Origin of the sequence: Streptomyces sp. NPDC014861, assembly GCF_043081625.1 — a bacterium.
In the GTDB taxonomy this organism is placed as follows: Bacteria; Actinomycetota; Actinomycetes; order Streptomycetales; family Streptomycetaceae; genus Streptomyces.
This window is the reverse complement of the sequence record NZ_JBIBWV010000002.1, coordinates 580907-607066: the sequence shown is the minus strand read 5'-3', so window position 1 is coordinate 607066 and position 26160 is coordinate 580907. Positions and strand designations below refer to the sequence as shown.

At 73.9% G+C, this 26160-nt stretch carries 23 protein-coding genes and 1 pseudogene (1 of these 24 running past the window's edge); 14 read left to right on the top strand and 10 right to left on the bottom strand.

Translation table 11 applies throughout. The features are described from left to right. Positions 1-15 precede the first annotated feature (15 nt). Both murJ and ACF1BN_RS06410 read right to left on the bottom strand, forming a co-directional pair. Positions 16-1638, bottom strand: a complete 1623-nt coding sequence (murJ, locus tag ACF1BN_RS06415; RefSeq protein WP_392330403.1) for a murein biosynthesis integral membrane protein MurJ — start codon at positions 1636-1638, stop codon at positions 16-18. Beyond that, on the bottom strand, positions 1635-2786 hold the full coding sequence (locus tag ACF1BN_RS06410) for a lipid II:glycine glycyltransferase FemX (RefSeq protein ID WP_392330500.1): 1152 nt from the start codon (positions 2784-2786) through the stop codon (positions 1635-1637). The genes murJ and ACF1BN_RS06410 overlap by 4 nt, the downstream gene beginning before the upstream one ends. A 264-nt stretch (positions 2787-3050) precedes the next feature. On the opposite strand from ACF1BN_RS06410, the gene ACF1BN_RS06405 reads away from it, so the two are divergent. Beyond that, positions 3051-4232, top strand: a complete 1182-nt coding sequence (locus ACF1BN_RS06405) for an Ig-like domain-containing protein (RefSeq protein ID WP_392330402.1) — start codon at positions 3051-3053, stop codon at positions 4230-4232. A gap of 9 nt (positions 4233-4241) precedes the next feature. Here the strand turns inward: ACF1BN_RS06405 and ACF1BN_RS06400 are convergent, their stop codons facing one another. Further along, positions 4242-4895, bottom strand: coding sequence for a pirin family protein (locus ACF1BN_RS06400; RefSeq protein WP_392330401.1), 654 nt, complete (start codon positions 4893-4895; stop codon positions 4242-4244). Positions 4896-4977: 82 nt separating this feature from the next. Between ACF1BN_RS06400 and ACF1BN_RS06395 the strand changes: the two genes are divergently transcribed. The 5 genes from ACF1BN_RS06395 to fabF all read left to right on the top strand — a co-directional run bounded on the left by ACF1BN_RS06395 (position 4978) and on the right by fabF (position 9894). After that, the gene (locus ACF1BN_RS06395; protein WP_392330400.1) at positions 4978-6159 is read left to right on the top strand and encodes a PucR family transcriptional regulator; all 1182 of its coding nucleotides are present in this window, start codon (positions 4978-4980) and stop codon (positions 6157-6159) included. 89 nt (positions 6160-6248) lie between these two features. Next, complete coding sequence (locus ACF1BN_RS06390) at positions 6249-7166, top strand: ACP S-malonyltransferase (protein ID WP_392330399.1); 918 nt, start codon at positions 6249-6251, stop codon at positions 7164-7166. An 18-nt stretch (positions 7167-7184) separates the two neighbouring features. Then, on the top strand, positions 7185-8216 hold the full coding sequence (locus ACF1BN_RS06385; protein ID WP_392330398.1) for a ketoacyl-ACP synthase III: 1032 nt from the start codon (positions 7185-7187) through the stop codon (positions 8214-8216). Positions 8217-8273: 57 nt separating this feature from the next. Further along, the gene (locus ACF1BN_RS06380) at positions 8274-8522 is read left to right on the top strand and encodes an acyl carrier protein (RefSeq protein ID WP_030756408.1); all 249 of its coding nucleotides are present in this window, start codon (positions 8274-8276) and stop codon (positions 8520-8522) included. Between the two features lie 109 nt (positions 8523-8631). Beyond that, positions 8632-9894 (top strand): beta-ketoacyl-ACP synthase II, encoded by a 1263-nt coding sequence (gene fabF / locus ACF1BN_RS06375; RefSeq protein WP_392330397.1) that lies wholly within the window; start codon positions 8632-8634, stop codon positions 9892-9894. A 74-nt stretch (positions 9895-9968) separates the two neighbouring features. Here fabF and ACF1BN_RS06370 read toward each other — a convergent pair whose 3' ends face one another. Continuing rightward, positions 9969-10664 (bottom strand): hypothetical protein, encoded by a 696-nt coding sequence (locus ACF1BN_RS06370; protein WP_392330396.1) that lies wholly within the window; start codon positions 10662-10664, stop codon positions 9969-9971. A gap of 79 nt (positions 10665-10743) precedes the next feature. Beyond that, positions 10744-11238 (bottom strand): DUF3145 domain-containing protein, encoded by a 495-nt coding sequence (locus ACF1BN_RS06365; RefSeq protein WP_392330395.1) that lies wholly within the window; start codon positions 11236-11238, stop codon positions 10744-10746. 265 nt (positions 11239-11503) lie between these two features. On the opposite strand from ACF1BN_RS06365, the gene ACF1BN_RS06360 reads away from it, so the two are divergent. After that, on the top strand, positions 11504-12439 hold the full coding sequence (locus ACF1BN_RS06360) for an SGNH/GDSL hydrolase family protein (RefSeq protein WP_392330394.1): 936 nt from the start codon (positions 11504-11506) through the stop codon (positions 12437-12439). A 47-nt stretch (positions 12440-12486) separates the two neighbouring features. Here the strand turns inward: ACF1BN_RS06360 and ACF1BN_RS06355 are convergent, their stop codons facing one another. Next, positions 12487-14949, bottom strand: a complete 2463-nt coding sequence (locus ACF1BN_RS06355) for a glycoside hydrolase family 3 protein (RefSeq protein WP_392330499.1) — start codon at positions 14947-14949, stop codon at positions 12487-12489. Positions 14950-15066: 117 nt separating this feature from the next. Here ACF1BN_RS06355 and ACF1BN_RS06350 point away from each other — a divergent pair, with 117 nt between their 5' ends. Together ACF1BN_RS06350 and ACF1BN_RS06345 are read left to right on the top strand one after the other, a co-directional pair. Continuing rightward, positions 15067-15663, top strand: coding sequence for a TetR/AcrR family transcriptional regulator (locus ACF1BN_RS06350; RefSeq protein ID WP_392330393.1), 597 nt, complete (start codon positions 15067-15069; stop codon positions 15661-15663). Positions 15664-15967: 304 nt separating this feature from the next. Beyond that, the gene (locus tag ACF1BN_RS06345; protein WP_392330392.1) at positions 15968-16693 is read left to right on the top strand and encodes a carbon-nitrogen hydrolase family protein; all 726 of its coding nucleotides are present in this window, start codon (positions 15968-15970) and stop codon (positions 16691-16693) included. Between the two features lie 149 nt (positions 16694-16842). Here ACF1BN_RS06345 and ACF1BN_RS06340 read toward each other — a convergent pair whose 3' ends face one another. Further along, positions 16843-19035 (bottom strand): M4 family metallopeptidase, encoded by a 2193-nt coding sequence (locus tag ACF1BN_RS06340; RefSeq protein WP_392330391.1) that lies wholly within the window; start codon positions 19033-19035, stop codon positions 16843-16845. 136 nt (positions 19036-19171) lie between these two features. Here ACF1BN_RS06340 and ACF1BN_RS06335 point away from each other — a divergent pair, with 136 nt between their 5' ends. Then, entirely contained in the window at positions 19172-20152 is a 981-nt protein-coding gene (locus ACF1BN_RS06335) for a LysR family transcriptional regulator (protein WP_392330390.1), read from the top strand. Between the two features lie 160 nt (positions 20153-20312). On the opposite strand, the gene ACF1BN_RS06330 is transcribed toward ACF1BN_RS06335, so the two are convergent. From ACF1BN_RS06330 to ACF1BN_RS06320, 3 genes are all read right to left on the bottom strand, one after another. Continuing rightward, the gene (locus ACF1BN_RS06330) at positions 20313-21140 is read right to left on the bottom strand and encodes an EI24 domain-containing protein (RefSeq protein WP_392330389.1); all 828 of its coding nucleotides are present in this window, start codon (positions 21138-21140) and stop codon (positions 20313-20315) included. A 109-nt stretch (positions 21141-21249) separates the two neighbouring features. Further along, entirely contained in the window at positions 21250-21672 is a 423-nt protein-coding gene (locus ACF1BN_RS06325; RefSeq protein ID WP_030756379.1) for an organic hydroperoxide resistance protein, read from the bottom strand. 64 nt (positions 21673-21736) lie between these two features. After that, entirely contained in the window at positions 21737-22756 is a 1020-nt protein-coding gene (locus tag ACF1BN_RS06320; protein ID WP_392330388.1) for an NADP-dependent oxidoreductase, read from the bottom strand. Positions 22757-22847: 91 nt separating this feature from the next. Between ACF1BN_RS06320 and ACF1BN_RS06315 the strand changes: the two genes are divergently transcribed. The 4 genes and pseudogenes from ACF1BN_RS06315 to ACF1BN_RS06300 form a co-directional block, all read left to right on the top strand. Next, positions 22848-23282 (top strand): MarR family winged helix-turn-helix transcriptional regulator, encoded by a 435-nt coding sequence (locus tag ACF1BN_RS06315; RefSeq protein ID WP_392330387.1) that lies wholly within the window; start codon positions 22848-22850, stop codon positions 23280-23282. Between the two features lie 47 nt (positions 23283-23329). Next, positions 23330-24322 (top strand): hypothetical protein, encoded by a 993-nt coding sequence (locus tag ACF1BN_RS06310; protein ID WP_392330386.1) that lies wholly within the window; start codon positions 23330-23332, stop codon positions 24320-24322. A gap of 445 nt (positions 24323-24767) precedes the next feature. Beyond that, positions 24768-25865 carry a rod shape-determining protein gene (locus ACF1BN_RS06305; RefSeq protein ID WP_392330385.1) on the top strand — a complete coding sequence of 366 codons (1098 nt, stop codon included), beginning with the start codon at positions 24768-24770 and terminating at the stop codon, positions 25863-25865. A gap of 96 nt (positions 25866-25961) precedes the next feature. After that, a pseudogene (locus tag ACF1BN_RS06300) lies at positions 25962-26160 on the top strand (GAF domain-containing protein); its annotated part runs 1425 nt beyond the window's last position; the annotation flags it as partial.

The following is a 26160-nucleotide window of genomic DNA, read 5'->3' as shown; positions in this document are numbered from 1 at the left end:
TCCTGGTGGACACGGTCAGGTGCGGCGGGTGAGACGCCCGGTGGCCTTGGCCAGGAGGGCGGAGACCTCGGTGAGGCGCAGCGGCCGGGCGAGGAGGGCGAAGACGCCGAGGACGGTGGCCGCGCCGGCGAGACCGGAGAGGACGGCGCCGGCCGGGGCGGTGGCGTCGGTGACGAAGAGCCCGTAGCCGGTGGCGGGGATCGCGGCGATCAGCAGCCGGCCGAGGCCGTCGCCGCCGTCCTTCGCCGCGGGGAGGCGCCGCCGGAGGACGTACGCGGTGAGTGCCCAGCCGGCCCAGAGGGCGAGCGAGTAGCCGGCGGCCATGCCGGTGACGACCCAATGGGTGGGCAGCCAGTGGTACGCGGCGAGCGAGAGGCCCGCGTTGAGGCCGGCGATCACCAGGTTGAGCAGGAAGGGGGTGCGGGTGTCGCGGAGCGCGTAGAAGGCGCGGGTGCACACGTACTGCCCGGAGAAGGCGATCAGGCCGGGGGCGAAGGCGGTCAGCGTCCAGGCCATGGCGCGGACGTCGGCCTCGTCGGTGGCGCCGTGGCCGAAGACGGCGCTCATCAGCGCGGTGGCGAGGGCGAAGAGGGCGCAGGCGGCGGGGACGACGGCGGCGGCCGTGGTCCGCTGGGCGTAGGAGACGTCCCGGCGGACGCCCGCGAGGTCTCCGTCGGCGGCGGCGCCGCTCATCCGGGGCATGAGGGCGGTGACGAGGGAGACGGTGACGATGCCGTGCGGGACGGCCCACAGGAGGTAGGCGTTGTTGTACACGGCGAGGCCGGCGCCGCCGGCCCCCTCGACGCCGCCCGCGGAGGTGGCGACCCAGGTGGTGACCCAGTAGGCGGCCTGGTTGGTGGCGACCAGGAGCACCAGCCAGCCGGCGGCGCGGAGCGGGGCGGTGAGGCCGCTGCCGCGCCAGTCGACGCGGGGCCGGAAGCGGAAGCGGGCGGCGCGCAGCGAGGGCAGGAGGGCGAGGGCCTGGGCGGCGATGCCGGCGGTGGTGCCCCAGCCGAGGAGGGCGGTCTCGTCGGGGGTGAGCTCTCCGCCGTCGCTGACCACGAGGAAGAGGCCGAAGACGGCGACGACCACGACGTTGTTGAGGACCGGGGTCCACATCATGGCGCCGAAGCGGCCGCGGGCGTTGAGGACCTGGCCGAGGAGGGTGAAGAGGCCGAGGAAGAGGATCTGCGGGAGGCACGCGCGCGTGAAGGCGATCGTGAGGTCCCGCTGGCCGCCCGCGTAGTCGGTGTAGGTGTCGACGACGAGGGGCGCGGCGAGCACGGCGCCGGCGGTGAGGACGGCGAGGGCGAGGGCGCAGAGGGTGAGGAGCCGGTCGGTGTAGGCGGCGCCGCCGTCCTCGTGCTCCTTGGCGGCCTTGACCAGCTCGGGCACGAAGACGGCGTTGAGGGCGCCGCCGAGGAGCAGCGTGTAGATGATGGTGGGGACGGAGTTGCCCACCGCGTAGCCGTCGGCGACCACGCCCGCGCCGAGCGCGGCGGCGACGACGGAGGCGCGGACGAAGCCGGTGGCCCGGGAGACCAGCGATCCGGCGGCCATGAGGGCGCCGCTGCGGAGCGCGGAGGCGGGCTTGCGCCGGGCGGGAGGGGGCGGGGCGAGGGTGGTGCCGTGGCTCATCGGCGGTTCATGTATGCCTGGAAGGCGCGGTACAGCGCCTGGTTGGTCGTGCCGTGCATCGGTGTCTCCCACTCCCCCAGCGTCTCGACGACCTGTCCGCCCGTGCCGAGCTTCCAGCGCAGCAGCCCGTGGGCGCGGTCGTCCGGATCGAGGGTGGAGGGTACCCCGCGCAGGTCGTAGACGTCCGCTCCGAGCGCCTGGGCGTCGAGGAGCATCCGCCACTGGAGGGCGTTGGAGGGGCGGACCTCGCGGCGGTGGTCGGCGGAGGCGCCGGTCTGGTACCAGACCCGCCGGCCGACCGTGATCATGGTGTGGGCGGCGAGGATCTCGCCGCCGTGGCGGGCGAGGTAGAGCTTCATCCGGCCGGGATGCTCGGCGTTGAGGACGGCGTACTGGCGCTCGTAGTAGGCGAGGGAGCGACCGAGGCGGAAGCCGTCGCGCTCCTCGGTGATGCGCAGCAGGCGGTGGAACTCGGGCAGGTCGGCGGCGGAGCCGACGGTGATCTCGACGCCGGACTTGCGGGCCTTGCGGACGTTGCGCCGCCATTCCTGGTTGAGGCCGGACCACAGGTCGTCGGGGGTGCGGCCGGTGAGCGGGACCTGGAAGACGTGGCGGGGCTGGGCGTCGGCGCCGTCCTCGGAGTCGCCGCCGCAGCGCTTCCAGCCGCGGGCGCGGAGGCGTTCGGCGACGGCGGTGCCGAGCGGGTCGACCTCGTCGGCGAGGACGTCGCCGAGCCGGCGGCCGGGTCCGCCGGCGGCCTTGACGGTGGCGGCGGTCCAGCGGCGGTGGTCGGGGCCCGGTCCGATGCGTACGGCGAAGGCGCCGGAGGCCCGCAGATGGGCGAGGAGCGGGTCGAGCCAGCGGTCGAGGTCCGGGTCGGCCCAGTCGGCGACGGGCCCCTCGGGGAGGTAGGCGAAGTGCTTGCGGGTGCCGGGGAAGGGGCGCAGCAGGACGAGGGCGACGCCCGTCAGTTCACCCGACTCGGGTCCCCAGCCGATGAGCTGGTGGCTCCAGCCGTCCTTGACCTGGGCCCAGGCGGGGAGTTGGAGGAAGCTGGGTCCGCCGGGTCCCGTGGCGCGGGACGCGAGGAAGGCGCGGTAGACCTCGGCGGTCACGGGGCCGAGCCGGACCGGGCCGGCGGACGGCACGGCGGCGGGACGGCGCTTGACGGGTGCGGGCGTCACGAGCAGCGCTGACACAACGAGAGCCTCCTTGGTTCGTCCGCCCCCTCGGTGGCGCGGCGCACAGCAGGCTCACAGCCGGATGCGACGGGTCCGCACGGCGTGTGTGACGGGACCGTGACCGTTTCCCATCAGCCCTCGTCACATGGGCCCCGGGCGGGGCGGCGGCCGGGTGGAGCGGCCTAGAGTCCGGGCATCCCACCCTTTTCTCTCCTCTTCCGGAGGTGCTCCGTGCCGCCGATACGCACGTCCCGCCCCGCTCTGGCCGCCGTCGCCCTGGCGGTCTCCCTCACCGCGTGCACGGCCCAGGCCGCGAGCGGTCCGGACTCCTCCGGCGGCTCCTCGGGGGGTGCCGCGCAGGACGGGCCGCCCGCGAAGGTGACGGTGGTGGACCGGGCCGCCGGGAAGCCGGTGACGGTGACGGCGGCCGGCGGGACGTTCTCGTCGGTGACGGTCACGGACGGGGAGGGCGGGAAGCTGGCCGGGAGGTCCGCGGCGGGCGGGGCCCGCTGGACCTCGGACCGGAAGGCGGTGCCGGGCGCCTCGTACACGGTGGAGGCGGTGACCCGTACCGCCGGCGGGAAGGAGACCACGACGCGGTCCACCTTCACGACGCCGGAGGCCGGGGAGGTCAACAAGCTGACGCTGGCGCCCGGGAAGAACACCACCGTCGGTGTCGGGCAGCCGCTGTCGATCGTCTTCGACCGGCCGGTGACGAAAAAGGCCGACGTCGAGCGGCAGTTGAAGGTCACCACCTCGAACGGCACCGAGGGCTCGTGGGGCTGGGTGACCGACCACTCCGGCCGGGACCGGGTGGACTGGCGGCCCCGGGCGTACTGGAAGCCGGGGACGAAGGTCACGCTGGAGGCGGATCTGAACGGGACGGACTCGGGCGGCGGTTGGTTCGTCCGCGACTACCGGACCGGCTTCACGGTCGGCGCCTCGCAGGTGGTGAAGGTGGACCTGGACGCGAAGCGGCTGACGCTGGTGAAGGACGGGCGCGCGGTCCGCACGATCCCGGTCTCCGGCGGGACGCCCGGCGGCGACAAGCGGTCCTGGCGGGGCACGGCCGTGCTGATGGCGAAGGAGGGGACGATCAACATGAACTCGGAGACGGTCGGCCTCGGCGACGCCTACGACAAGATGGTCGACTACTCGATGCGGCTGACGTGGTCGGGGATGTACGCGCACGCGGCGCCGTGGAACGCGGGCAACTTCGGCCGTGTCAACGCCAGTTCGGGGTGCATCGGGATGAGCACCGAGGACGCGGCGTCCTTCTACGCGAGCGTGAACGTCGGGGACCCGTTCGAGATCCGCGGCGGCGACACGAAGGGCGTCGTCGCCGAGGGCAACGGCTACGGGGCGTGGAACCTGTCCTGGACGGCGTGGAAGGCGAAGAGCGCGCTGGGCTGAAGGGCCGCCTCAGGTGCCGCCCGACTCCCAGACGAGTGCCTCCGCGGCGGTGGACGCCCGGAGCGTCAGCCCCGCCGCCTCCGTCACGCGTGCCGCGTCGCCGGGCGCCAGCTCCTCGCCGGCCAGGGCGACCGTCCCCCGGACCACGTGGACGTAGAGGGCGGCGGCGCCGGGCAGCTCCGTCCCCTCGCCGGGCGCCAGGCGGTGGACGTGGAGGACGGCGCCGACGGCCGGCAGCTCGTACCGGCCCGGTAGACCGCGCAGGAGGGTGTACGCGGGCTCCCCGCCGGTCTCGCGCGGGGCCAGCCACATCTGGACGAAGGCCAGGGGCGCGTCGCCGGCGTTCCGCTCGACGTGCCGGACACCGGCCGCCGAGGAGAGGTGCTGGAGGTCGCCGGGGCGGACGACCGTCTCGTGGCCGGTGGTGTCGCGGTGGGTGAGCTCCCCCTCCACCACCCACGTGACGATCTCCGTGTGGGAGTGCGGGTGCTCGTCGAAGCCCGCGCCGGGGGCCAGCCGCTCCTCGTTGACCGCGAGGAGCGGGCCGAAGCGGAGGTTGTCGGGGTCGTAGTACGGCCCGAAGGAGAGGGCGTGCCGGGTCTCGATGCCGGCCTCGGGATCGCCGCCCGGGTACCGGTCGCCGGAGCGCTGGATACGGATCACCCTGCGTACGGTAGCGGGGGCGGCGCGGGTGAAACCGCCCCGACCCCGCACGTCGGTGCCCGGATGAGGCAGTCTTGTCCCCGTGTCTGAACCCACGAACGCCGCTCATCCGCACGCCGCGACCCTGAAGCGCCTCGAACAGTCCTCCGGGCGGCTCGCCGCGAACGCCATCGCCCGCATGGACGAGACGCTGCCGTGGTACCGGGCGATGCCGCCCGAGAACCGCTCGTGGATCGGTCTGGTGGCGCAGGCGGGCATCGCCGCGTTCACCGAGTGGTTCCGGCACCCCGAGACGCCCCAGGCGATCTCGACGGACGTCTTCGGCACGGCGCCGCGCGAGCTGACCCGGGCGATCACGCTCCGGCAGACCGTGGAGATGGTCCGGACGACGATCGAGGTCATGGAGGTCGCGATCGAGGACGTCGCGGCGCCCGGCGACGAGTCGGTGCTGCGCGAGGCGCTCCTCGTCTACGCGCGGGAGATCGCCTTCGCGACCGCCCAGGTGTACGCGCAGGCGGCGGAGGCGCGGGGCGCCTGGGACGCCCGCCTGGAGTCGCTGGTGGTGAACGCGGTGCTGTCCGGCGAGGCCGACGAGGGCGCCGTCTCCCGGGCCGCCGCGCTGGGCTGGAACTCGCCGGACCACGTGTGCGTGGTGCTCGGCACCGCCCCCGACGGCGACAGCGAGCTGACCGTGGAGGCGATCCGGCGGGCCGCCCGGCACGCCAAGCTCCAGGTCCTGACCGGGGTGCTCGGCAACCGCCTGGTGGTGATCGCGGGCGGCTCCGACAATCCGCTCGGGGTGGCGAAGGCGCTGATCGGACCGTATGCGGCGGGCCCGGTGGTGGCCGGTCCCGTGGTGCCCGACCTGCTGGCGGCGACCCGGTCCGCGCAGGCCGCGGCCGCCGGGCTGAAGGCGTGCACGGCGTGGCAGGACGCGCCCCGCCCGGTGCTCGCGGACGATCTCCTTCCGGAGCGGGCGATCGCCTCCGACCCTTCGGCGCGCGAGCAGCTGGTGGAGGAGATCTACAGACCGCTGGAGGAAGCGGGCTCGGCGCTGCTGGAAACTCTGAGTGTCTATCTGGAACAGGCCAGCAGTCTCGAAGGCGCGGCGAGGATGCTCTTCGTCCACCCGAACACCGTGCGCTACCGGCTCCGACGTGTGACCGACGTCACCGGCTGGTCACCCTCCGATGTCCGATCCGCCTTCACCCTGCGGATCGCCCTGATCCTCGGACGCTTGGCCGAGGCGGAGGGGCAGTCCTAGACTTTTGTCGAACACCAACAATTACCCCGACGGTTCTTCGTCCTAGTCCCCACGGGCGCCGGACGCCGTCCCCAAGAGAGAGTGTGAGGGTGCTCGTACTCGTCGCTCCCGGCCAAGGCGCCCAGACGCCCGGCTTCCTGACCCCCTGGCTCGAACTCCCCGGCGCCGCCGACCGCCTCGCGGCCTGGTCCGACGCCATCGGGCTCGACCTCGTCCACTACGGCACGAAGGCGGACGCGGACGACATCCGTGACACCGCCGTGGCCCAGCCGCTGCTCGTCGCGGCCGGCCTCCTCTCCGCCGCCGCCCTCGGGCGGACGGCCCCCGACGCGGTCGCCGGCCACAGCGTCGGCGAGTTCACGGCCGCCGTCCTCGCGGGCGTCCTCGACGACACCGCCGCCCTGAAGCTGGTCCGCACCCGCGGTCTCGCGATGGCCGAGGCCGCCGCGATCGCCCCGACCGGCATGTCCGCGCTGCTCGGCGGCGACCCCGAGGTGACCGTCCCGCACCTGGAGAAGCTCGGCCTGACCCCGGCCAACGTGAACGGCGCGGGCCAGATCGTCGCCGCCGGCACGCTGGAGCAGCTGGCCGCCCTGGAGGCGGACAAGCCCGAGGGCGTCCGCCGGGTCGTCGCGCTCAAGGTCGCCGGCGCCTTCCACACGCACCACATGGCGCCCGCGGTCGCCACCCTGGAGCAGGCCGCCCGGGAGCTGTCCCCGGCCGACCCGACCGTGCCGTACGTCTCCAACAAGGACGGGCAGGCCGTCGCCACCGGCGCCGAGGTCCTCGCGCGTCTGGTCGGCCAGGTCGCCAACCCGGTCCGCTGGGACCTCTGCATGGAGACCTTCCGGGCGCGGGGCGCGACCGCCCTGATCGAGGTCTGCCCCGGCGGCACCCTCACCGGGCTCGCCAAGCGCGCGCTGCCGGGCGTGGCCACGGTGGCGCTGAAGACGCCCGACGACCTGGACGCGGCCCGTACGCTCGTCGCCGAGCACACGGCCGTCTGACGAGGAGTGTCGAGAAGCATGTCGAAGATCAAGCCCAGCAAGGGCGCCCCGTACGCGCGGATCATGGGCGTCGGCGGCTACCGCCCGGCCCGGGTCGTGCCGAACGAGGTGATCCTCGAGAAGATCGACTCGTCCGACGAGTGGATCCGTTCGCGCTCGGGCATCGCCACCCGCCACTGGGCCTCCCCCGAGGAGACCGTCACCGCCATGTCGGTGGAGGCGTCGGGCAAGGCGATCGCGGAGGCCGGGATCACCCCGGAGCAAATCGGCGCCGTCGTCGTCTCGACCGTCTCGCACTTCAAGCAGACCCCGGCCGTCGCCACCGAGATCGCCGACAAGATCGGCGCCGGGAAGCCGGCCGCCTTCGACATCTCCGCCGGCTGCGCGGGCTTCGGCTACGGCCTGACCCTCGCCAAGGGCATGATCGTCGAGGGATCGGCGGAGTACGTCCTGGTGATCGGCGTCGAGCGGCTGAGCGATCTGACCGACCTGGAGGACCGCGCGACGGCCTTCCTGTTCGGCGACGGCGCCGGCGCGGTCGTGGTCGGCCCCTCCGACGTGCCGCACATCGGCCCGACCGTCTGGGGTTCCGAGGGCGACAAGTCGGAGACGATCAAGCAGACCGTGCCGTGGAACGAGTTCCACGTCGGCGACGTGTCGAATCTCCCGCTCAACGAGGCCGGCGAGATCAAGTTCCCCGCCATCACGCAGGAGGGCCAGGCGGTCTTCCGCTGGGCCGTCTTCGAGATGGCGAAGGTCGCCAAGGAGGCGCTCGACGCCGCCGGCATCTCCCCGGACGACCTGGACGTCTTCATCCCGCACCAGGCCAACATGCGGATCATCGACTCGATGGTGAAGACCCTGAAGCTGCCGGAGCACGTCACGGTCGCCCGTGACGTCGAGACCACCGGCAACACCTCGGCCGCCTCGATCCCGCTCGCGATGGAGCGGCTCCTGGCGACCGGACAGGCGAAGAGCGGCGACACCGCGCTCGTCATCGGCTTCGGGGCGGGTCTCGTGTTCGCCGCGACGGTCGTTACTCTCCCCTAGGCGACCGGGATCTCCCGGAAGCAAACCCACCGAAGCAACCACAGAAGGAGCGCCACCATGGCCTTCACCCAGGAGCAGCTCGTCGAAGGTCTCGCCGAGATCGTGAACGAGATCGCCGGCATCCCGGTCGAGGACGTCCAGCTGGACAAGTCCTTCACCGACGACCTGGACGTCGACTCCCTGTCCATGGTCGAGGTCGTCGTCGCCGCCGAGGAGCGCTTCGACGTCAAGATCCCCGACGAGGACGTCAAGAACCTCAAGACCGTGGGCGACGCTGTCGACTACATCCTCAAGCACCAGGCCTGATTCGGCCCTGGTGGACCAGGGCCCTACCGGGCCCGGTCCCCGCTGATTCGGTCCGCCACCCGGCGGTGGCGCCGTCTTCGACCATCACACACATGGAGAACGAATTCCTGTGAGCTCGACCAATCGCACCGTGGTCGTCACCGGTATCGGCGCAACCACACCGCTGGGTGGCGACTCCGCAACGACCTGGGAAGGTCTTCTTGCGGGACGCTCCGGCGTCAAGCCCCTGGAGGGCGAGCGCTTCGCCGAACTGCCCGTCCAGATCGCCGCGTTCGCCGCGGTCGACCCGGGCGACGTCCTGCCCCGCCCGCTCGCGCGCAAGCTGGACCGCTCGGCGCAGTTCGCGCTCATCGCGGCCCGCGAGGCGTGGGCCGACGCGGGTTACACCGCCCCGGCCGGCGAGGACGCCGCGATCGCTCCCGAGCGGCTCGGTTCCGTCATCGCCTCCGGCATCGGCGGCGTGACGACCCTGCTCGACCAGTACGACGTGCTCAAGGAGAAGGGCGTCCGCCGCGTCTCCCCGCACACCGTGCCCATGCTGATGCCGAACGGCCCCTCCGCCAACGTGGGTCTGGAGGTGAACGCCCGCGCCGGCGTCCACACCCCGGTCTCCGCCTGCGCGTCGGGCGCCGAGGCGATCGGCTACGCCATCGAGATGATCCGCAGCGGCCGTGCCGACGTGGTCGTCGCCGGTGGCACCGAGGCCGCGATCCACCCGCTGCCGATCGCCGCCTTCGCCAACATGATGGCGATGTCCAAGAGCAACGACGAGCCGACGAAGGCCTCGCGCCCCTACGACACCGGCCGCGACGGCTTCGTGCTCGGCGAGGGCGCCGGCGTCGTGATCCTGGAGTCCGAGGAGCACGCCAGGGCCCGCGGCGCGAAGATCTACTGCGAGGCGCTGGGGCAGGGCCTGTCGGCCGACAGCCACCACATCGCGCAGCCCGAGCCGACCGGCCGGGGCATCGCCTCCGCGCTCCAGCACCTGCTGGACTCCACCGACCTGAAGCCGTCCGAGGTCGTGCACCTCAACGCGCACGCCACGTCGACGCCGCAGGGCGACGTCGCCGAGATCAAGGCGCTGCGGAAGGTCTTCGGCGACGACCTCGACCACGTGGCGGTCTCCGCGACGAAGTCGATGACCGGTCACCTCCTGGGCGGCGCCGGCGGCATCGAGACCGTCGCGACGGTCCTGGCGCTCCACCACCGCCTGGCCCCGCCGACCATCAACATCGACGACCTCGACCCCGAGGTCGAGGCCGACATCGTCCGCGGCGAGCCCCGCGCCCTCCCCCAGGGCACGATCGCCGCGGTCAACAACTCGTTCGGCTTCGGCGGCCACAACGTGGTCCTGGCGTTCCGCACGATCTGACGCACGGCACCCACGTCGAAGGGCCCGCCCCGGATGTCCGGGGCGGGCCCTTCGCGTACGGACGGCCGGCGGGGTCAGAGGACGAGGCGGACGGGGACGGACGCGGCCGGGTCCCAGGGCGCCGGCCCACCGCGTACGGATCCGGCCGCGCCGTCCGGCGCGACGCGCGGCACGAGCGGCCCGTCGGGTTCCCGGGCGGGCGCCTCCGCCGTCCGGGGCTCCGGCCGCAGCGCCTCGTATCCGGCGATGCCGAAGGGGCCGCCGGCGACCAGCCCGAACAGGACGAGGAAGAAGACGAGGGCGTCGCGCCATCCGTCGTCCGCGCCCGCCACCCCGGCGGCCCTCCCACCGGCCTTGCCGGACGCCTTCACCTCCGCCACCACCACGCCCTCGCCCGGCGTGTCGGAGGTGGCCGAGCCCGGCGTGTCGGGCACAGCCGAGCCCGGCGAGGCGGGGACGGAGACGGCCGGGCCTCGCGTGTCGGGCACGGCCGAGCGCGGCGTGTCGGAGACAGGGGCACCCGGCGTGTCGGAGACGGCCGAGACCGGCGTGTCGGACAGGGCGACGGCGGCGTCCTCGTCCGGGAGCAGCGCGCCGAAGACGCCGAAGAGGACCACCGCCAGGAGCAGCAGCCCGAAGGCCCACCCGGCCAGGCCCCCGGTGGGTTCCCCGGCGACCAGCTGGTAGACGAAGCCCGCGAGGAGCACGAGGGCGGCGCCCAGCGTGGTCCCCGCCAGCGCCGCGGCGACCGCCCCGATCGTCCCGCGCAAGCCCGACATCCGCTTCCCCCGCCCCGCGCGCCCCCTGCGCGCCCAGGTGCGGGAAGCTATCGGGCCCGGGTGAACGCCCTCAGACGACCTGGTGAAGCCAGCGGACCGGGGCTCCCTCGCCCGCGTAGCGGAAGGGCTCCAGCTCGTCGTCCCAGGGCTTGCCGAGGAGCTTGGCGATCTCGGCCTCCAGCACGGTCTCGCCCTGCGCGGCGCGGACCAGGGCGGCGCGCAGCCGGTCCTCGGGGACGAGGATGTCGCCGTGCATGCCGGTGACGGCGTGGAAGATGCCCAGGTCGGGGGTGGCGCTGTAGCGCTCGCCCTCGGCGGTCGGGCAGGGCTCGGCGGTCACCTCGAAGCGGAGCATCTGCCAGCCGCGCAGCGCGGAGGCCAGTTGGGAGGCGGTGCCGGTCTCGCCCTGCCAGGAGAACTCGGCTCTCCAGGTGCCGGGCGCCGCGGGCTGGCGGATCCAGTCGAGCTGGACCCTCGCACCGAGGACGCCCGCCACCGCCCATTCGACGTGCGGGCAGAGCGCGCGCGGTGCGGAGTGTACGTACAGGACTCCACGTGTCGTCACCGGGACCTCCAGTGTGGGACGAGGTTCGCCTTCCCAGCGGCCTCAGTAAACAGCATCAGGCGAAAAACTTCGCAAACCTTCTAAAAAGGGACAGCATGTGACGTGATGTAATTTACCGGAGCCGGTCGGCGCGGGCGCGCCACTGGTTCGACGGGGGAAAAGCTACCGTGCCGCACCGTCATCGGAGTGACGTACGGTCGGTCCGGGGGCGGGTGGACACGAAGCTTTCACCCGCCGGGAGGCCGACAGCGCGAAGGAGGGGCCGGTGTCGCACGGCCGTCGCCGATTCCGTACCGCCGCCGTGGGCGCCGTGCTCGCGGTGGCCGCGCTCGCGGGCTGCACGAGCGGCCCGGCGGCCGGACCGGCCGCCCCCGGCACGGCTTCCGCGCCCCCGTCCGCCTCGGCACCATCCCCGTCGAAGCCGGCGCCGACGTCCGCGCCGACACCCGCGCCGACGTCGCCGTGGGGTGGATCCCCCGGCTCCGTCGCCGCCGTCGGCGACTCCCTCACCCGCGCCTTCGACGCCTGCTCGCTGCTCGCGGACTGCCCCGAGGCGTCCTGGGCGACCGGCACCGACCCGGCGGTGAACAGCCTGGCTCTGCGGCTGCTCGGAGCCGGGCGGGTGGCCGGGAACAGCTGGAACCTGGCGCGCAGCGGCGCCCGGGTGGCGGCGCTGCCGGAGCAGATGGCGCGGGCGGCGGCCGAACGGCCGGGCCTGGTCACGGTGATGATCGGGGCGAACGACGCCTGCCGGCCGACCCCGGCCGGGATGACGCCGGTGGCCGACTTCCGCCGGTCGTTCGAGACGGCGATGGCCCGCCTGCGGAAGGGCGCCCCCGAGGCGCGGGTCTACGTGGCGAGCGTGCCGGACCTGCTGCGGCTGTGGGACACCGGCCGGACGAGCCCGACGGCACTGCGGGTCTGGGAGCTGGGCGTCTGCGGGGCGATGCTGGCGGATCCGGAGGACCTGGGCGCGGCGGCCGAGGAGCGGCGGGCGGCGGTGCGCGACCGGGTGGTGGCGTACAACGAGGTCCTGGCGGACGTCTGCGCGGCGGACGGGCTCTGCCGGTACGACGGCGGCGCGGTGTTCGGCTTCCGCTTCGACGGGTCGCTGCTGAGCCCCTGGGACTGGTTCCATCCGAGCCGCGAGGGCCAGGCGCGCCTGGCGGAGCTGGCGTACCGGAGGATCACCGGGAAGTAGCCCCGGGGCGGGCGTCAGGTCCCGCCCCGGGGCCGGTCCCGGGGCGCCTACAGCTCGACCTCGGTGGTGAGGCGGGCGTCGGTCAGGGAGTGGGCGGCGTGGAGTTCGTAGCGTCCGGGGACGGTGGTCCAGGCGTTCTTGTCCTCGTCCCAGATCTCGAAGGCGCGGCGCGGGAGGGCGATCACCGCCTCGACGCTCTCGCCGGGCGCGGCCTCGACGCCGCCGAAGGCGGCGAGCCAGCGGGCGGGGCGCTCGACGGTGTCCCGGACGGGCGCGAGATAGAGCTGCACGGTCTCGCGGCCGGGGCGGTCGCCGGTGTTGGTGAGGCGGACGGTGACGGTCTCCGGGGTCGCGCTGACGGAGTCGTACGACCAGGTGGTGTAGCCGAGGCCGTGGCCGAAGGGGTACGCGGGGACGGCGCCGGCCCTGTCCCAGGCGCGGTAGCCGATGAACAGGCCCTCGGTGTAGTCGAGTACGCCGTCGGTGGGGGTGACCTCGGTGACGGGGACGTCGGCGAGGGCGACGGGCCAGGTGGTGGGGAGGCGGCCGCCGGGCTCCTCGGCGCCGGTGAGGACGTCGGCGAGGGCGGCGCCGCCCTCCTGGCCGGGGAACCAGCTCAGGAGGATCGCGGCGACCTCGTCGCGCCAGGGCAGTTCGACCGGTGAGCCGGCGTTGACGACGACGACCGTGTTCGGGTTGGCCGCGGCGACGGCGCGGACGAGGTCGTCCTGGCGGCCGGGCAGGGCGAGGTCCTTGCGGTCGAAGCCCTCGGACTCGACGCGTTCGGTGGTGGCGACGACCACGACGGCGGTGTCGGCGGCACGCGCCGCCTCGACGGCTTCGGCGATCAGTTCGTCGGGGTCACGGCGGGGACCGAGGTGGACGAAGGAGAACATGACCGCGGGCAGCGGCGCCGCGAACTCCTTGGCGAGGGTGTGCCGGAGGGAGACCTCGACGGTCCGCCCGGCGGTGAGCTCCACGGTGCCGCGCTCGACCGGGGAGCCGAAGAAGGCTTCGAAGGGGTCCGTCTCGGGGCCCATCGCCTGGACGCCGTCGAAGAGTTCGCGTCCGTCGACGGTGAGGGCGAAGGCGCCGAGGCCGCGGGTGCCGAAGGCGTGGGCGCCGGACTCACGAGGCGTGAAGGAGCCGGTGACCTCGATGGAGGCGAGGGCGTCGTGGGTGACGCCGGCCGGGAGGTCGTCGCCGATCCACTGGACCTGGCCGTTGGGGAGGGTGCCCTCGCCGAGGACGGTGCCGTCGGCGTCGCGGCAGACCGCGCGGAGGGTGAAGCCCTGGTCGGCGGGGGTGAGTTCGTCGCTGGGGTCGGCGCCGATCACATAGGTGAGCGCGCCCTCGTCCAGGACGGCGGCGAGGCCGTCGAGCGGGGAGACGACGTGCTCGGGGAAGACCTGGGCGGAGCCGCCGCCGAGGACGCGGGCGTCGCGGGCGGCGGCGCCGGAGAGGGCGACGGTGCCGGGCCGCAGGGGCAGCGCGCCGTTCTCGTTCCGGACGAGGACGAAGCCGCGGCGGGCGACCTCGCGGGCGAGGGCGTCGCCGTCGACGGTGGCGGGGGGCTCGGGGACGGCGGCGGGGGCGCCTTCGAGGGCGCCGACGCGGGCGGCGAGCCGGAGCACGTTCCGTACGGCGGCGTCGACGGCCGACTCCTCGACCCGGCCGGCCCGGACGGCGGCGGCCAGGTGCTCGCCGTAGACGGTGCCGGGGCCGGGCATGGCCACGTCGAGGCCGCCGTCGATGTCGCCGGTGGTGGAGCGGGCGGCCATCCAGTCGGAGACGTTGGCGCCGTCGAAGCCCCATTCCCCGCGCAGGACCTCGTTGACGAGGTGGCGGTGCTCGGTCATGGTCACGCCGTTGACCTGGTTGTAGGCGGTCATGATGCCCCAGGGGTGGGCGTTCTCGACGATCGCCTCGAAGGGCGCGAGGTAGAGCTCGCGGAGCGGGCGCGGGGCGATCGTGTTGTCGACGGTGAAGCGGTCGGTCTCGGCGTCGTTGGCGACGAAGTGCTTGACGGTGGTGCCGACGCCGCCGTCCTGCACGCCCTGGACGTAGCCGGTGCCGATGGCGCCGGTGAGGTACGGGTCCTCGCTGTACGCCTCGAAGTGGCGGCCGCCGAGCGGGGTGCGGTGCAGGTTGACGGTGGGGGCGAGGAGGACGTGGACGCCCTTGCGGCGGGCCTCCTGGGCGAGGAGCCGGCCGGCCCGGCGGGCGAGGGCGGGGTCCCAGGTGGCGGCGAGCGCGGTCGGGGACGGCAGGGCGACGGACGGGTCGTCGGCGGTCCAGCGGACGCCGCGGACGCCGATGGGGCCGTCGGACATCACGAGCGAGGCGAGGCCGATCTCCGGCAGGGCGGGCAGGGACCACATGTCCTGGCCGCCGAGCAGCCGGGTCTTGGCGTCCAGGTCGAGCTGGGCGAGCGCTGCCTCGACGGCTGCCTCGCGCACGGCGTCCTCGTTCACGTCCGTACCTCCGCGTTGAAGTGCTGGTCCGGCCATCATGAACCCACTTACCTGTAGATCGGTAGGCGATGTATCCTTTTCGTTATCTTGCTGCGTCGTGCGGGGCATGACGTACGGTCCTGTCGACGGGGACCCGCGGAAAGGGGCCGGACCATGGCACGGACCAGGAGCGTGGAGCGCCGCGCGGAGATCCTGCGCGCCGCCCTCGAGGTGATCGCGGAGCGCGGCTACCGGGGCGCCACGCTCGGCTCCGTCGCCGAGCGCGTCGGCCTGACCCAGCAGGGCCTGCTGCACTACTTCCCCACCAAGGAGGCGCTGCTCGTCGCCGTCCTGGAGGAGCGCGACCGCTGGGACACCAGCGGCGGCAGGGACCGGGAGGGCTGGCGGCTCGACCTGCTGGAGTCGCTGGTGGAGTACAACGCGATGCGGCCCGGCATCGTGCAGACCTTCTCCGCGCTGCTCGGCGAGAGCGTCACGGACGGGCATCCGGCCCGGGAGTTCTTCACCGAGCGGTACGCGCAGGTGCGGGCCGGCATGACGGACGTGCTGCGGCTGGAGTTCGGCGAGCGGCTGCCGGGCGGGCTCACCCCCGAGCGGGCGGCGCCCCTGCTCACGGCCGTGATGGACGGTCTCCAGTACCAGTGGCTCCTGGACCCGTCCGCCGTCGACATGCCGGGCGCCTTCCGGGACTTCCTGCGGCTGCTCGCGAGCCCCCCGCCCGGCTCCCCGCCTGGCTCCCCTGAGGTGTAGCGGGCGTACGGGCGGGTGCGGGGCCGGCGGGATTCGAACCCGCGCGAGCCTGCCGCCAGGTCCGGCGGCCGCTCCCTCTTCCCGGGTTCCGGGGACCTCCTCGACCCGGGTCCGCAATCGTCCGCTCTGCCACGGCCCCGCACCCTGCGGTACCGCGCGCGACACCGCTGCCGGCGAGTCTAGGAGCGGCGGCAGCCGGACGCCCGGGGTTTTCGCGGGACCGGGAGCGGTCGCGGGGCCAGCCGGGCAGGTGCCGGCCAGGGCCCGGGGAGCGGTCGCGGGGGCCCGCCGGGCAGGTGCGAGCATGGGGGCCATGATGCTCGCCGCCGCCCAGTTCGCCCCGGTCCCCGGGGACGTCGAGGCCAATGTCCGTACGATCGCCGGCCTGGTCCGGGAGGCCGGGGCCGCCGGGGCCCGGGTCGTCGTCCTCGCCGAGCTGTCGCTCACCGGCTACGACACCGCCCTGATCCGGGAGCGCCCCGGCCTGACGCTCGCCGAGGACGACCCCCGGCTCGAGCCGGTCCGCGACGCCTGCCGGGCGGCCGGCGCGGCGGCGGTCGTCAACGGGCCGGTGCGGGGCGGGGGTTCGCTGCCGGGTCTGGCGACGCTGGTGATCGGCCCGGACGGGACGACGCTCGCCCGGTACGACAAGCGGCACCTGTACCACGGGGACGAGCAGGACACCTTCACGGCGGGCACGGCCGACGGGCGGTTCACCCTCGACGGGGTCCGGTTCGCCCTCGCCACCTGCTACGACAATCGCTTTCCGGAGCTCGCCGAGCGGGCCGCCGCCGACGGCTGCGCGGTCTATCTGGCGAGTTCGATGCTGGAGGCGGACAACGACTCCTTCGAGACCGTCTACCCGGTCCGGGCCCGGGAGTTCGGCCTCTTCGTCGCGCTGGGCAACGCGCTGGGGCCGAGCGAGGTCGGCGTCGGCGGCGGCGGGTCCGGGATCTGGGGTCCCGACGGCTCCCTGCTCGCCGGTGCGGGGCCGGAGAAGCCCGGGTTCGTGCTCGCCGAGGTGGGCTGAGGCACCGGACGCCGAAGGGGCCGGGCCGCCGTGGGACTCCGGCGGCCCGGCCCGGGAGGCCGTACGACGGAACCCCCGGTCCGCCGTACGGTCTCCCTCCCCCGGTGCGGGGTGTCAGGCGCCCCGCACCGGGGCGCTCGCGTCGCCCGTCACGGGGCGCTCAGGCCCAGCGTGTAGGCGCCGGAGCCGCTGTAGGCGTGCACGACGTAGCGGTAGTAGCCCGCGGTGCCCCGGTAGCTGGTGTTCTCGTCGGCGCCCGCGGTGCCGCCGACGGCCACGTCCGCCCAGCCCGCCCCGTTCCACTTCTGCAGGTACAGGTCGAAGTCGGTGCCGGCCGGGCCGCGCAGGCAGCCGGTGTGGGTGCCGGTGGTCGCCGAGTAGTAGTACGAGCCGTCCGGCTGGGCGGCAGCCTGACCGGAGGCCAGCGTCCCCCGGTAGGTGTACTCGCTGTTGTCGCAGCCGGTGGGCGGGGTGCCGGTGCCGACCGTCAGCTGGTAGGTGACGGTGTGGGTGGCGGAGCCGGTACCGGTGACGGTGATCGGGTAGGTGCCGTTCGGGGTGCCGGCGGCGACCTTGACGGTCATCGTCGAGGAGTTGCCGGAGGTCACCGACGCCGGGTCGAAGGAGACGTTGACGCCGCTGGGGGCGCCGCTCGCGGAGAGCTGGACGGTCTGCGCGGAGCCGCCGGTGGTGCTGGTGTTCACCGTGGCGGTGACCGAGGTGTCCGGCTGGGCCGAGCCCGAGGACGGGTTCAGGGAGAGCGAGAAGTCCGGGTTGGTGGTGCCGCCGCAGTCGGTCTCGCCGGACTGGGCGGGGACGCCGATCGCGTTCCAGGCCGCCTTCACCGCGTTGCACTCGGCGGCGCCGTAGGTGTTCTTGGCGGTGGTGAGGGTGGCGCGGCGGGCCGCGGGGTGGTTCCAGGAGGAGGTCTTCAGGAGCAGGGCGCCCATGAAGATCTTGCCGGCCTTCTGGATGCCGATGCCGGTGACGGAGGACGGGCCGCCGGAACATATCGGGCTGCTGGGCTTGCCGCCGCCGGGGTTGGAGCCCTCGGCGAGCAGGTAGAACCAGTGGTTCTGCGGGCCGGCCGCCGCGTGCACCTCGGTGCCGGAGGTCAGCTGCGGGTAGCAGTTGGGGTCGTTGTTGATGAGCGAGGGGTTGTACATGTTGCGGATCGGCTGGTTGTTGCCGGTGAAGTTCAGCTCCTCGCCGACCGTGTAGTCCGGGGTGTCGTTCGGGTTGTTCGCGTAGTGCTCGGTGAGCGCGCCGAAGATGTCGCCGGTGGACTCGTTCATCCCGCCGTTCTCGTTGGACGAGCCGGCCGAGCCCGGGGTCCGGTCGAAGATCTCGTGGCCGTACTCGTGGGCCACGACGTCGATGCCGGTGAGCTGGTTGGTGCCGTTCTGGTTGCGCCCGTACGTGGTCTTCGTGCCGTCGTAGTAGGCGTTGACCTGGGAGAGTCCGGCGCGGGCCGGGACCATGCCGCCCTGCCCGTTGATGCCGTTGTAGCCGAACCACTCCTTGAGCATGTCGGACTCGCGCTGGGCGGCGTACATGATGTCGACGCAGGCGGTGACGAGGTCGTTGGCTCCGCCGTTGCCCCACGGGGAGGAGCCGGTGTACGCGCTGCCGTTCTGGCCGCCGCACTTGAAGCCGCCGCGGCTGGTGTCGGTCATGGAGCCGGCGGCGGTGTCGATGGTGACGTTGCCGTTGTGGTAGCCGCGCCCGTCGGCGTGCCGGATCTTGTCGGTGGCCTGGGCGACCTTGCCGGTGCGGGCGTCGACGTAGGTGTCGAGCGAGCTGGGCACGTCCTTGGCGGTGCGGCCGACGACCAGGGTGTGCCAGGCGAGGACGGGCTTGCCGGCCTTGAGGAGCACGGTGAGCTCGGGGGCGCTCGCGCTCTCCACGGCGGCCAGTTGGCCGCGGGCGGTGGCGAGGGCGGCGGCTGACGTCACCCGGGCGGTGGTGGTGACCGCCTTCAGGGCGGGGGCCGGGGCGCCGGTGACGTCGCGGACCTTGCCGGAGGAGTCGGACAGGACGACGGCGTCGCCGCCGCCGCGGACCGGGAGGCCCTTGTACGTCCGCTGGTAGGCGGTGTAGTAGAGGCCGTTCGACCACGGGGTCACGGAGGTCCGGACGAGGTCCTCGTCGGCGCCGTGGCGCAGTTCGTCGAGACCGCTGGCGGCGGCGGTGTCGGCGGCGGCCAGGGCGAGGGACCTGCCGTGGCCCGGCGGGACCGGCTGCTCCTGCGGGACCGCGGCCGCGGGGGTGGCCAGGGCGGTCGCGAGGCTCGCCGAGAGGGCCAGGGCGGCCACGGCCGCGGTGAGTCTGGTGGGGTGCAACGTCGTGCTCCGTTCAGGGTGGGGGAGACGGATCGTCGCGCCGAGTATGGGCGTGGACATGGCCAGTTAGGGACATCTCATCCGGCATAAGACGCGGGTTATGGTGCGGCCGTCCGACCCTGCGTACGCTGCTGAAATGCAGCTGGAGTTGAGGCATCTGGAAGCCGTCTGCCGGATTGCGGAGGCGGGCAGCCTGGGCCGCGCGGCGCAGCTCCTCGGCGTCTCGCAGCCGGCCCTCTCGGCGCAGTTGCGGCGGATCGAGCGGGTCGCGGGCGGGGAGTTGTTCCTGCGTGGCAGGCGCGGGGTGGAGCCCACCCCGCTGGGCGAGTTCGTCCTCTCCAAGGCCCGGCTCGTGCTCGGCGAGATGGACGCGCTCGCGGCGGGGGCGCGGGCCGCCGACCCGGACACGCCGCTACGGCTCGGCTGCATCCTGCTGGTGCTCGTCGACACGCTGCTCGGCCGGCTCGACCAGGTCGTGGCCGGGCGGGAGATCGCGGTGACGGTGGAGCACTCGGCGACGACGCTGACCCGGCAGCTCGGCGCGGGCCGCTACGACGCGGTGCTGTACGGCGAGGTCAACGACCACGAGGTGCCGCTGCCGCAGGGCACGACGGCCCGGACCCTCATCGCGAGGGAACCGTTCTGCGTGCGCCTCTCGGCGGACCATCCGCTGGCGGCGAAGGAGCGGATCCCACTGGCCGAGCTGGCGGGCGAGTCCTGGATGACGCTGGTCGAGGACGACGACGGCGGTCCCGAGGCGCTGGCCGCGGCCTGCGAGCGGGCCGGCTTCACCCCGTCCCTGCGGCACCGGGTCTCCGACCGGAAGATCCACTACGACCTGATCGCCTCCGGCCGCGCGATCTCCCTGAGCCAGCCCACGGCCCCGCCCACCGACGGCACGGTCCTGCGTCCCCTGGAGGGCGACCCGGTGACCGGCCGCATCCGCCTCGCCTGGAACCGCTCCACGGTCTCCGCCCGCCACGCGGAGCTCCTCTACCGCGCGGCGGCCGAGGCGTACCTGGCGAACGTCACCAACAACCCCTTCCACCAGGAGTGGTGGGCCGCCAGACCGGAGCTCCACCCGGTCCTGGCGGACGGCGGCGACGACCGGCCGTAGCCGGCGCAGGTGGCCGGGCGGCGGCAGGCCGCGGGGGCGGAGGCCGGGCGGCGGCAGGCCGCGGGGGCGGGCCGGTGGCTCCGCACGCGGCCTGGGGCCGCCGAGGGGCGCCCCGCGGCGGCCGGTCCCGCGCCTGTCCGGCGTCGCGGGGTGTCCTTCCTCAGTGGGGAAGGTGGCGCGCCCCCTGGTCGCCGCCCGGGGAGGAGAGGCCGCCGTCCTCGTGATCGTCTTCTCCGCCGGTCCGGTCGCCCGTCTCGCCGCGCAGGTCGCGGACCATGAGGGTGGCGCCGGCGACGGCGCCGGGCATCAGGAAGACGGCCACGAAGGGGACGATGAAGACGACGGCGAGCGGCACGCCGAAGCCGAGCGTGGCCCCGCGCCGGCCGCGCAGCAGCGCCAGGCGCTCCTTGAGCTCCACGCCCCGGCGCTGGAGGGCGACGGCGGTCAGTTCCTCGGCGAGGAAGAAGCCGGAGACGCAGAAGCCGAGGGCGGGGACGACGGTCTGGCCGACGACGGGGATGAAGCCGCACGCGAAGAGGAGCACGGCGTAGAAGGCGACCCGGAGGACCACCCGCAGGCTGTCGCGGGCCGAGATCAGCAGCTCGCGCCAGAGCGGCAGGCCGGACTCGGGGACGTCGCCGCCCTGGCTGCGGTCGACGTCCTCGGAGAGCGTCTCGTAGAAGGGCTGGCCGATGAGGAGGGTGACGGCGGTGAAGGTGATGACGGCGAGGAAGAGGCCGAAGACGAAGACGAGCGCCGTCAGCGCGTTGCGGAAGAGGCCGAGCCACGGGGAGGACCAGTCGTCGGCGAAGGGCGTCGCCCAGGCCACCAGGTCGTCCGCCCCGAATCCGAGGCCGACCAGCGCGCCGAGGTAGAGGACGAGCGTCACCAGACCGGGCAGCAGTCCGAAGCCGAACCGGCGTCCGTGCTGTGCCGCCCACTTCTGGCCCTGGACCAGATAACCGAAACCCACCCCGAAATCGCGCATGCGGGCAGCCTAGCGGCACGCGATCACCGGGTCCGCACATGCGTGCGGGCCGCACCCCGGTCGGTCGGGGTGCGGCCCGCACGGGTCCGTGCGCGGCGGGGCCGGTGGCTCAGACCGCGAGCTCGACCGTGATGTTGCCGCGGGTCGCCTTGGAGTACGGGCAGACCTGGTGCGCCTTCTCGATGAGGCTCTTGGCGGTCTCGGCGTCCACGTTCGGGATGGAGGCCGAGATCTTCACGATGATGCCGAAGCCGTCGTCGTTCTTGCCGATGCCGACCTCGGCGGTGACCGTCGAGCCGGAGATGTCCGCGTTCTCGTTCCGCGCGACGACGCCGAGGGCGCCCTGGAAGCAGGCGCTGTAGCCGGCCGCGAAGAGCTGCTCGGGGTTGGTGCCGTCGCCGGAGCCGCCCATGGCCTTGGGCGGGTTGACGACGACGTCGAGCTTGCCGTCGTCGGTGGCGACACGGCCGTCACGGCCGTTCTCCGCGGTGGCGACGGCGGTGTAGAGAACGTCGGAGTGCTGGATGGACATGCTGGTTCCTGCCTTCTTCTCCCCGCCTCGACTCGCGCCCACGATCGCGACGGCTGAGGGAAGACTACCGGTCCAGCGAGACGATCATCTTTCCGGTGTTGTCACCGCGGAGCAGACCGAGGAAGGCGTCCACGCCGTTCTCGATCCCGGTGACGAGGGTCTCACGGTACTTCAGCTCGCCGGAGCGCAGCTTGCCGCCGACCTCCTCGACGAACTTCTGCTGGAGGTCGTAGTGGTCGCGGACGAGGACGCCCTGGAGGCGGAGCCGCTTGCCGATGATCATCGCCATGTTCCGCGGGCCGGGGACCGGCTCGGTGTCGTTGTACTGGGCGATCATGCCGCAGATGGTGGCGCGGCCGTGCACGTTGAGCGAGGAGATCGCGGCCTCCAGGTGCTCACCGCCCACGTTGTCGAAGTAGACGTCGATGCCGTCCGGGGCGGCCTCGCGGAGCTGGTCGCGCACCGGGCCGTTCTTGTAGTTGAAGGCGGCGTCGAAGCCGAGCTCCTCGACGAGCCACTTCACCTTCTCGTCGGAGCCGGCCGAGCCGATGACCCGGGAGGCGCCGCCCAGCTTGGCGAGCTGCCCGACCTGGCTGCCGACCGCGCCGGCCGCGCCGGAGACGAAGACGACGTCGCCCTCCTTGAAGGAGGCGGTCTCGAAGAGGCCCGCGTAGGCGGTCAGACCGGGCATGCCGAGCACACCGAGGTAGGTGGAGAGCGGGGCGAGGTCCGGGTCCACCTTGGTGGCGTGCTCGGCGGGCACGCTCGCGTACTCGCGCCAGCCCAGGCCGTGCAGGACGTGGTCGCCCTCGGCGAAGCCCTCCGCGCTCGACGCGACGACGACGCCGACCGCGCCGCCGTCCATCGGGTGGTCCAGCTTGAACGGCGGCGCGTAGGACTTCACGTCGTTCATCCGGCCGCGCATGTACGGGTCGACCGAGAAGTGGAGGTTCTTCACCAGGATCCGGCCTTCGGCGGGCGCCTCGACCGGGACCTCGCGCAGGGCGAAGTCGGTGGGGGCGGGCCAGCCGTGCGGGCGGGCGACGAGGTGCCATTCACGGCTGGTGGCGGGCAGAGCGGTCATGGGGGGAACCTCCTCGGAAAAGCTTCACTTGATGAAACAACCATGCTCCTGAATATTTCATGTTGTCAAGCATCGGAGTACGATGGTGCCCATGCCCACCTCACACACCGACCCCGTGACCCTCGAAGTCGTCGAGCTGATCGGCACGGTCGTGGCGCGCTACCACCAGGAGTACGAGGAGGCCGCCGCCGCCCACTCGCTCACCGGCGCGCAGGCCCGCGTCCTCGGGCTGCTCACACTGGAGCCCACGCCGATGCGGAAGATCGCCGAGAAGCTCAAGTGCGAGCCGTCCAACGTCACGGGGATCATCGACCGCCTGGAGTCCCGGGGCCTGGTCGAGCGGCGCCCCGACCCCGCCGACCGGCGGGTCAAACTGGCCGCGCCCACCGACGAGGGCCGGGACACCGCCCGCCGGCTGCGCGACTCCCTGCACTTCGCGCGCGAGCCCCTGGGCGAGCTGACCGGCGTGGAGCGCACCCTCCTCCGCGACCTGCTGCTCCGGATGCTCGGCGGCACCCCGGCCTGACCGGGCGGGGCGGGGCGGAGCCCTACACGCACCACCACAGGAAGGGGGTGCAGCTCTCCGAGGGCTCCGGCGTCGGAGTCGGCGCGGTCGTCGGCGGACGGGTGGTGCTCGCGGAGGCGCTGGGCGCCGGGCCGCCCGGGGACGGGGCGGTGGACGAGTCCGAGGCGCTCGGCGTGGGTCCGGGCCCCTCGCCCTGCGGTCCCCCGGTGACCTCCGGCACGGTCGGCGTTGGGGAGGAGGGGGCTGCCGACGAGGGGGCGGGGGACGACGGAGCGGAGGACGCGCCCGTACCGGAGCCGGGCCCCACGCCCGTACCCGTACCCGTACCGGAGCCCACCCCCGATCCCGCACCGGAGCCCCCACCGGAGCCCGTGCCCGCACCCGGCCGGCCCGCCGGGGCGGCGACCGCGCCGGAGCCGCCGCTCGATCCCGTACTGATCCGGCGCGGACGCGCGGTCGGCGCCGCCGGCGCCCCGGAGCCCTCGACCGCCTCGCGGGACTCCCCGCCGTCCTCCCCCGCCCCGTCGCCCGGGCCGCGGGACGGCAGCGCGGGCGGCAGCGGGGTCTCGGTGACCTCCAGCTCCTCCACCGCCGTGGCGGGCCCCGTCTCCTCCGGCTCCTCGAACACCGACTTCGCCAGGCCCAGCGACCCGGCCGCGAGGACGAGGCCCAGCGCGCTCACCGCGACCGTCCGCCCGCGCCCGCCGCGCCCGCCGCGCCGGCCGCTCCCGCCGCTCCCCCGCTTCCCGCGGCGCGTGGCGGACCGGTCCGCCGCCCGCCCGCCGGACCTCGGCGGCACCACCACGTCCAGCTCGAAGACGTGCTCGGGAGCGAGCGGCGCGCCGGCCTCGGGCTCCGGGGCCTCCTCCCGCGCCCGCGGCTCGGGCGCGTACGGCGTGTCCGAGGCGTACGCCGTCGGGGCGCAGGGCTCGGAGGCGTACGCGCCGGACCCGCCGTGCGCCTCGGACACGCCGTACTGCCCCGGCGCGCCGTACGGCCCGGACGGGTACGGCGGGGACCCGTACGGCTCGGAGGTGTGAACACCGGGGCCGTACGTCCCGGGGGCGTACGGCTCCGCCGGATACGCCTCCGGCGGATACGGCACCGGAGTCTCGGCGCCCTCGTGAGGCGCGGGGTGAGACGGGGCCTGGGGGGTGTCGTACCGCAGCCGCTCGACGGGAGTTCCGCACCCGGCACAGGCGAGGGCCCCGTTGAGATGCCGCCGGCACGCGTGGCAGTAGTCCATGGGGCTCGCACGCTAGAACGAGCGGCGCGGCCCCGGGGAGGCAAAGACGTGAGGATCTTGTGAGGAAACCACAGGTGAGCGCCGTGGCGCCGTGATTCACCCGGTTCGCCACCTCCGTCCGCCCGGCCCCGGGCGGCGCAGCCCAGCGCGCGCGGCGGGCCCGGCGGTCGCACCATGCGAACAGGAACCCGAAACGCGACACCTCGCCCGTGTCAGCACCGCACTCCGGAGGATCCGCCGTGACCGTCAGCCTCGATCAGCTGCGCCGTTGCCATGTCGCCGTCGACCTGGGTGCCGCCCGCACCCGGGTCTTCGTCAAGGGAGCCGGGCTCGTCGTCGACGAGCCGAGCGTCGCCGCCGTCAACACCCGCACCGGAGCGCTGATCGCGGTCGGCGCGCTCGCCGAGAAGATGACCGGCCGCACCCCCGACTACATCCGGGTCGTGCGCCCGGTCTCCGGCGGCACCGTCGTCGACATCGAGATGGCCCAGCGGATGCTCCGCCACCTCCTCGGCGAGAAGCTCCGCCGCCAGCTGCGCAGGAAGCCCCGGCTGCGCGCCGCCGCCTGCACCCCGCACGACAGCGACCCGCTCGCCCAGCGGGCGGCCGTGGAGACCCTGGTGGGACTCGGGGCGCGCCGGGTCGAGCTGGTCGACACGCTGATCGCGGCGGCCGTCGGCTGCGGCCTGCCGGTGGAACAGCCCACCGCCACCATGATCCTGGTGTGCGGGGCGGCGACGACCCAGGTCGCGGTGCTCTCGCTCGGCGCGATCGTGACGGCCGAACGGATGCCGGTCGGCGGCGACGCCATCGACCACGCGATCATCCAGCACCTGCGCCACCACCACGAGCTGATGCTGCCGAGCCAGTCGGTGCGCCCGCTCCAGCTCGCGCTGAGCGGCAACGGCCTCACCCCGCACGGCCCGGCGTCCACCGAGATCCACGGCCGGGACGTGGCCACCGGCCTGGCCCGCTCGGTCACCGTCGACACGGCCGCCGTGCGCCAGGCGATCCACACCCCGCTGACGGCGGTCCTCGACGGCATCGGCAAGGTGCTCCGGGACTGCCCGCCGGATCTGGTGGCCGATCTCGCCGATCGCGGGATCATGATGGTCGGCGGCAGCGCGCTGCTCCCGGGCCTGGACCAGATGCTGCGGGATGCCACCGGGATGCCGGTGCACATCGCCGAACGGCCCGACGTCTGCGCCGTGCTGGGCCTCGGGGCGATGCTGGAGGGCAAGGTCCAGCCGATGATCCTCGACCCGCTCGGCGCCCACCGCGGCCTGGCGGGCGACCGCGATCACGACCGCGAGCTCGCCGACGACCTGACGGAGTGACCAATCCTGACATCGCCCGATTCGTACGCCGATGAGACCATGGTGATCATGGACGAGGACGCCGAGCAGGGGCAGGAGCGGGCCCGGCTGCCCATGCTGCTCGAAGCCGTCCTCGGCGTCGGCACGGACCTCGAACTCCGCGCCACGCTCCAGCACCTGGTGGACTCGGCGGTCGAGCTGGTCGGGGCCCGCCGCGGGGCGCGCGGGGGGGGGGGCCCCCCGCGCCCCCCCCGCCCCCGCCGCGTCACCCCCCCGGTGTCCGCCGCGGCCCGGGCCCCCCCCCCCCCGCGCCCCC

Bases quoted from the DNA above. Each gene is read 5' to 3' on its own strand.
- murJ (WP_392330403.1), bottom strand. From the start codon at position 1,638: ATGAGCCACGGCACCACCCTCGCCCCGCCCCCTCCCGCCCGGCGCAAG.
- ACF1BN_RS06385 (WP_392330398.1), top strand. From the start codon at position 7,185: ATGTCGAAGATCAAGCCCAGCAAGGGCGCCCCGTACGCGCGGATCATG.
- ACF1BN_RS06380 (WP_030756408.1), top strand. From the start codon at position 8,274: ATGGCCTTCACCCAGGAGCAGCTCGTCGAAGGTCTCGCCGAGATCGTG.
- ACF1BN_RS06355 (WP_392330499.1), bottom strand. From the start codon at position 14,949: ATGGCCGGACCAGCACTTCAACGCGGAGGTACGGACGTGAACGAGGAC.
- ACF1BN_RS06350 (WP_392330393.1), top strand. From the start codon at position 15,067: ATGGCACGGACCAGGAGCGTGGAGCGCCGCGCGGAGATCCTGCGCGCC.
- ACF1BN_RS06345 (WP_392330392.1), top strand. From the start codon at position 15,968: ATGGGGGCCATGATGCTCGCCGCCGCCCAGTTCGCCCCGGTCCCCGGG.
- ACF1BN_RS06335 (WP_392330390.1), top strand. From the start codon at position 19,172: ATGCAGCTGGAGTTGAGGCATCTGGAAGCCGTCTGCCGGATTGCGGAG.
- ACF1BN_RS06330 (WP_392330389.1), bottom strand. From the start codon at position 21,140: ATGCGCGATTTCGGGGTGGGTTTCGGTTATCTGGTCCAGGGCCAGAAG.
- ACF1BN_RS06325 (WP_030756379.1), bottom strand. From the start codon at position 21,672: ATGTCCATCCAGCACTCCGACGTTCTCTACACCGCCGTCGCCACCGCG.
- ACF1BN_RS06320 (WP_392330388.1), bottom strand. From the start codon at position 22,756: ATGACCGCTCTGCCCGCCACCAGCCGTGAATGGCACCTCGTCGCCCGC.
- ACF1BN_RS06315 (WP_392330387.1), top strand. From the start codon at position 22,848: ATGCCCACCTCACACACCGACCCCGTGACCCTCGAAGTCGTCGAGCTG.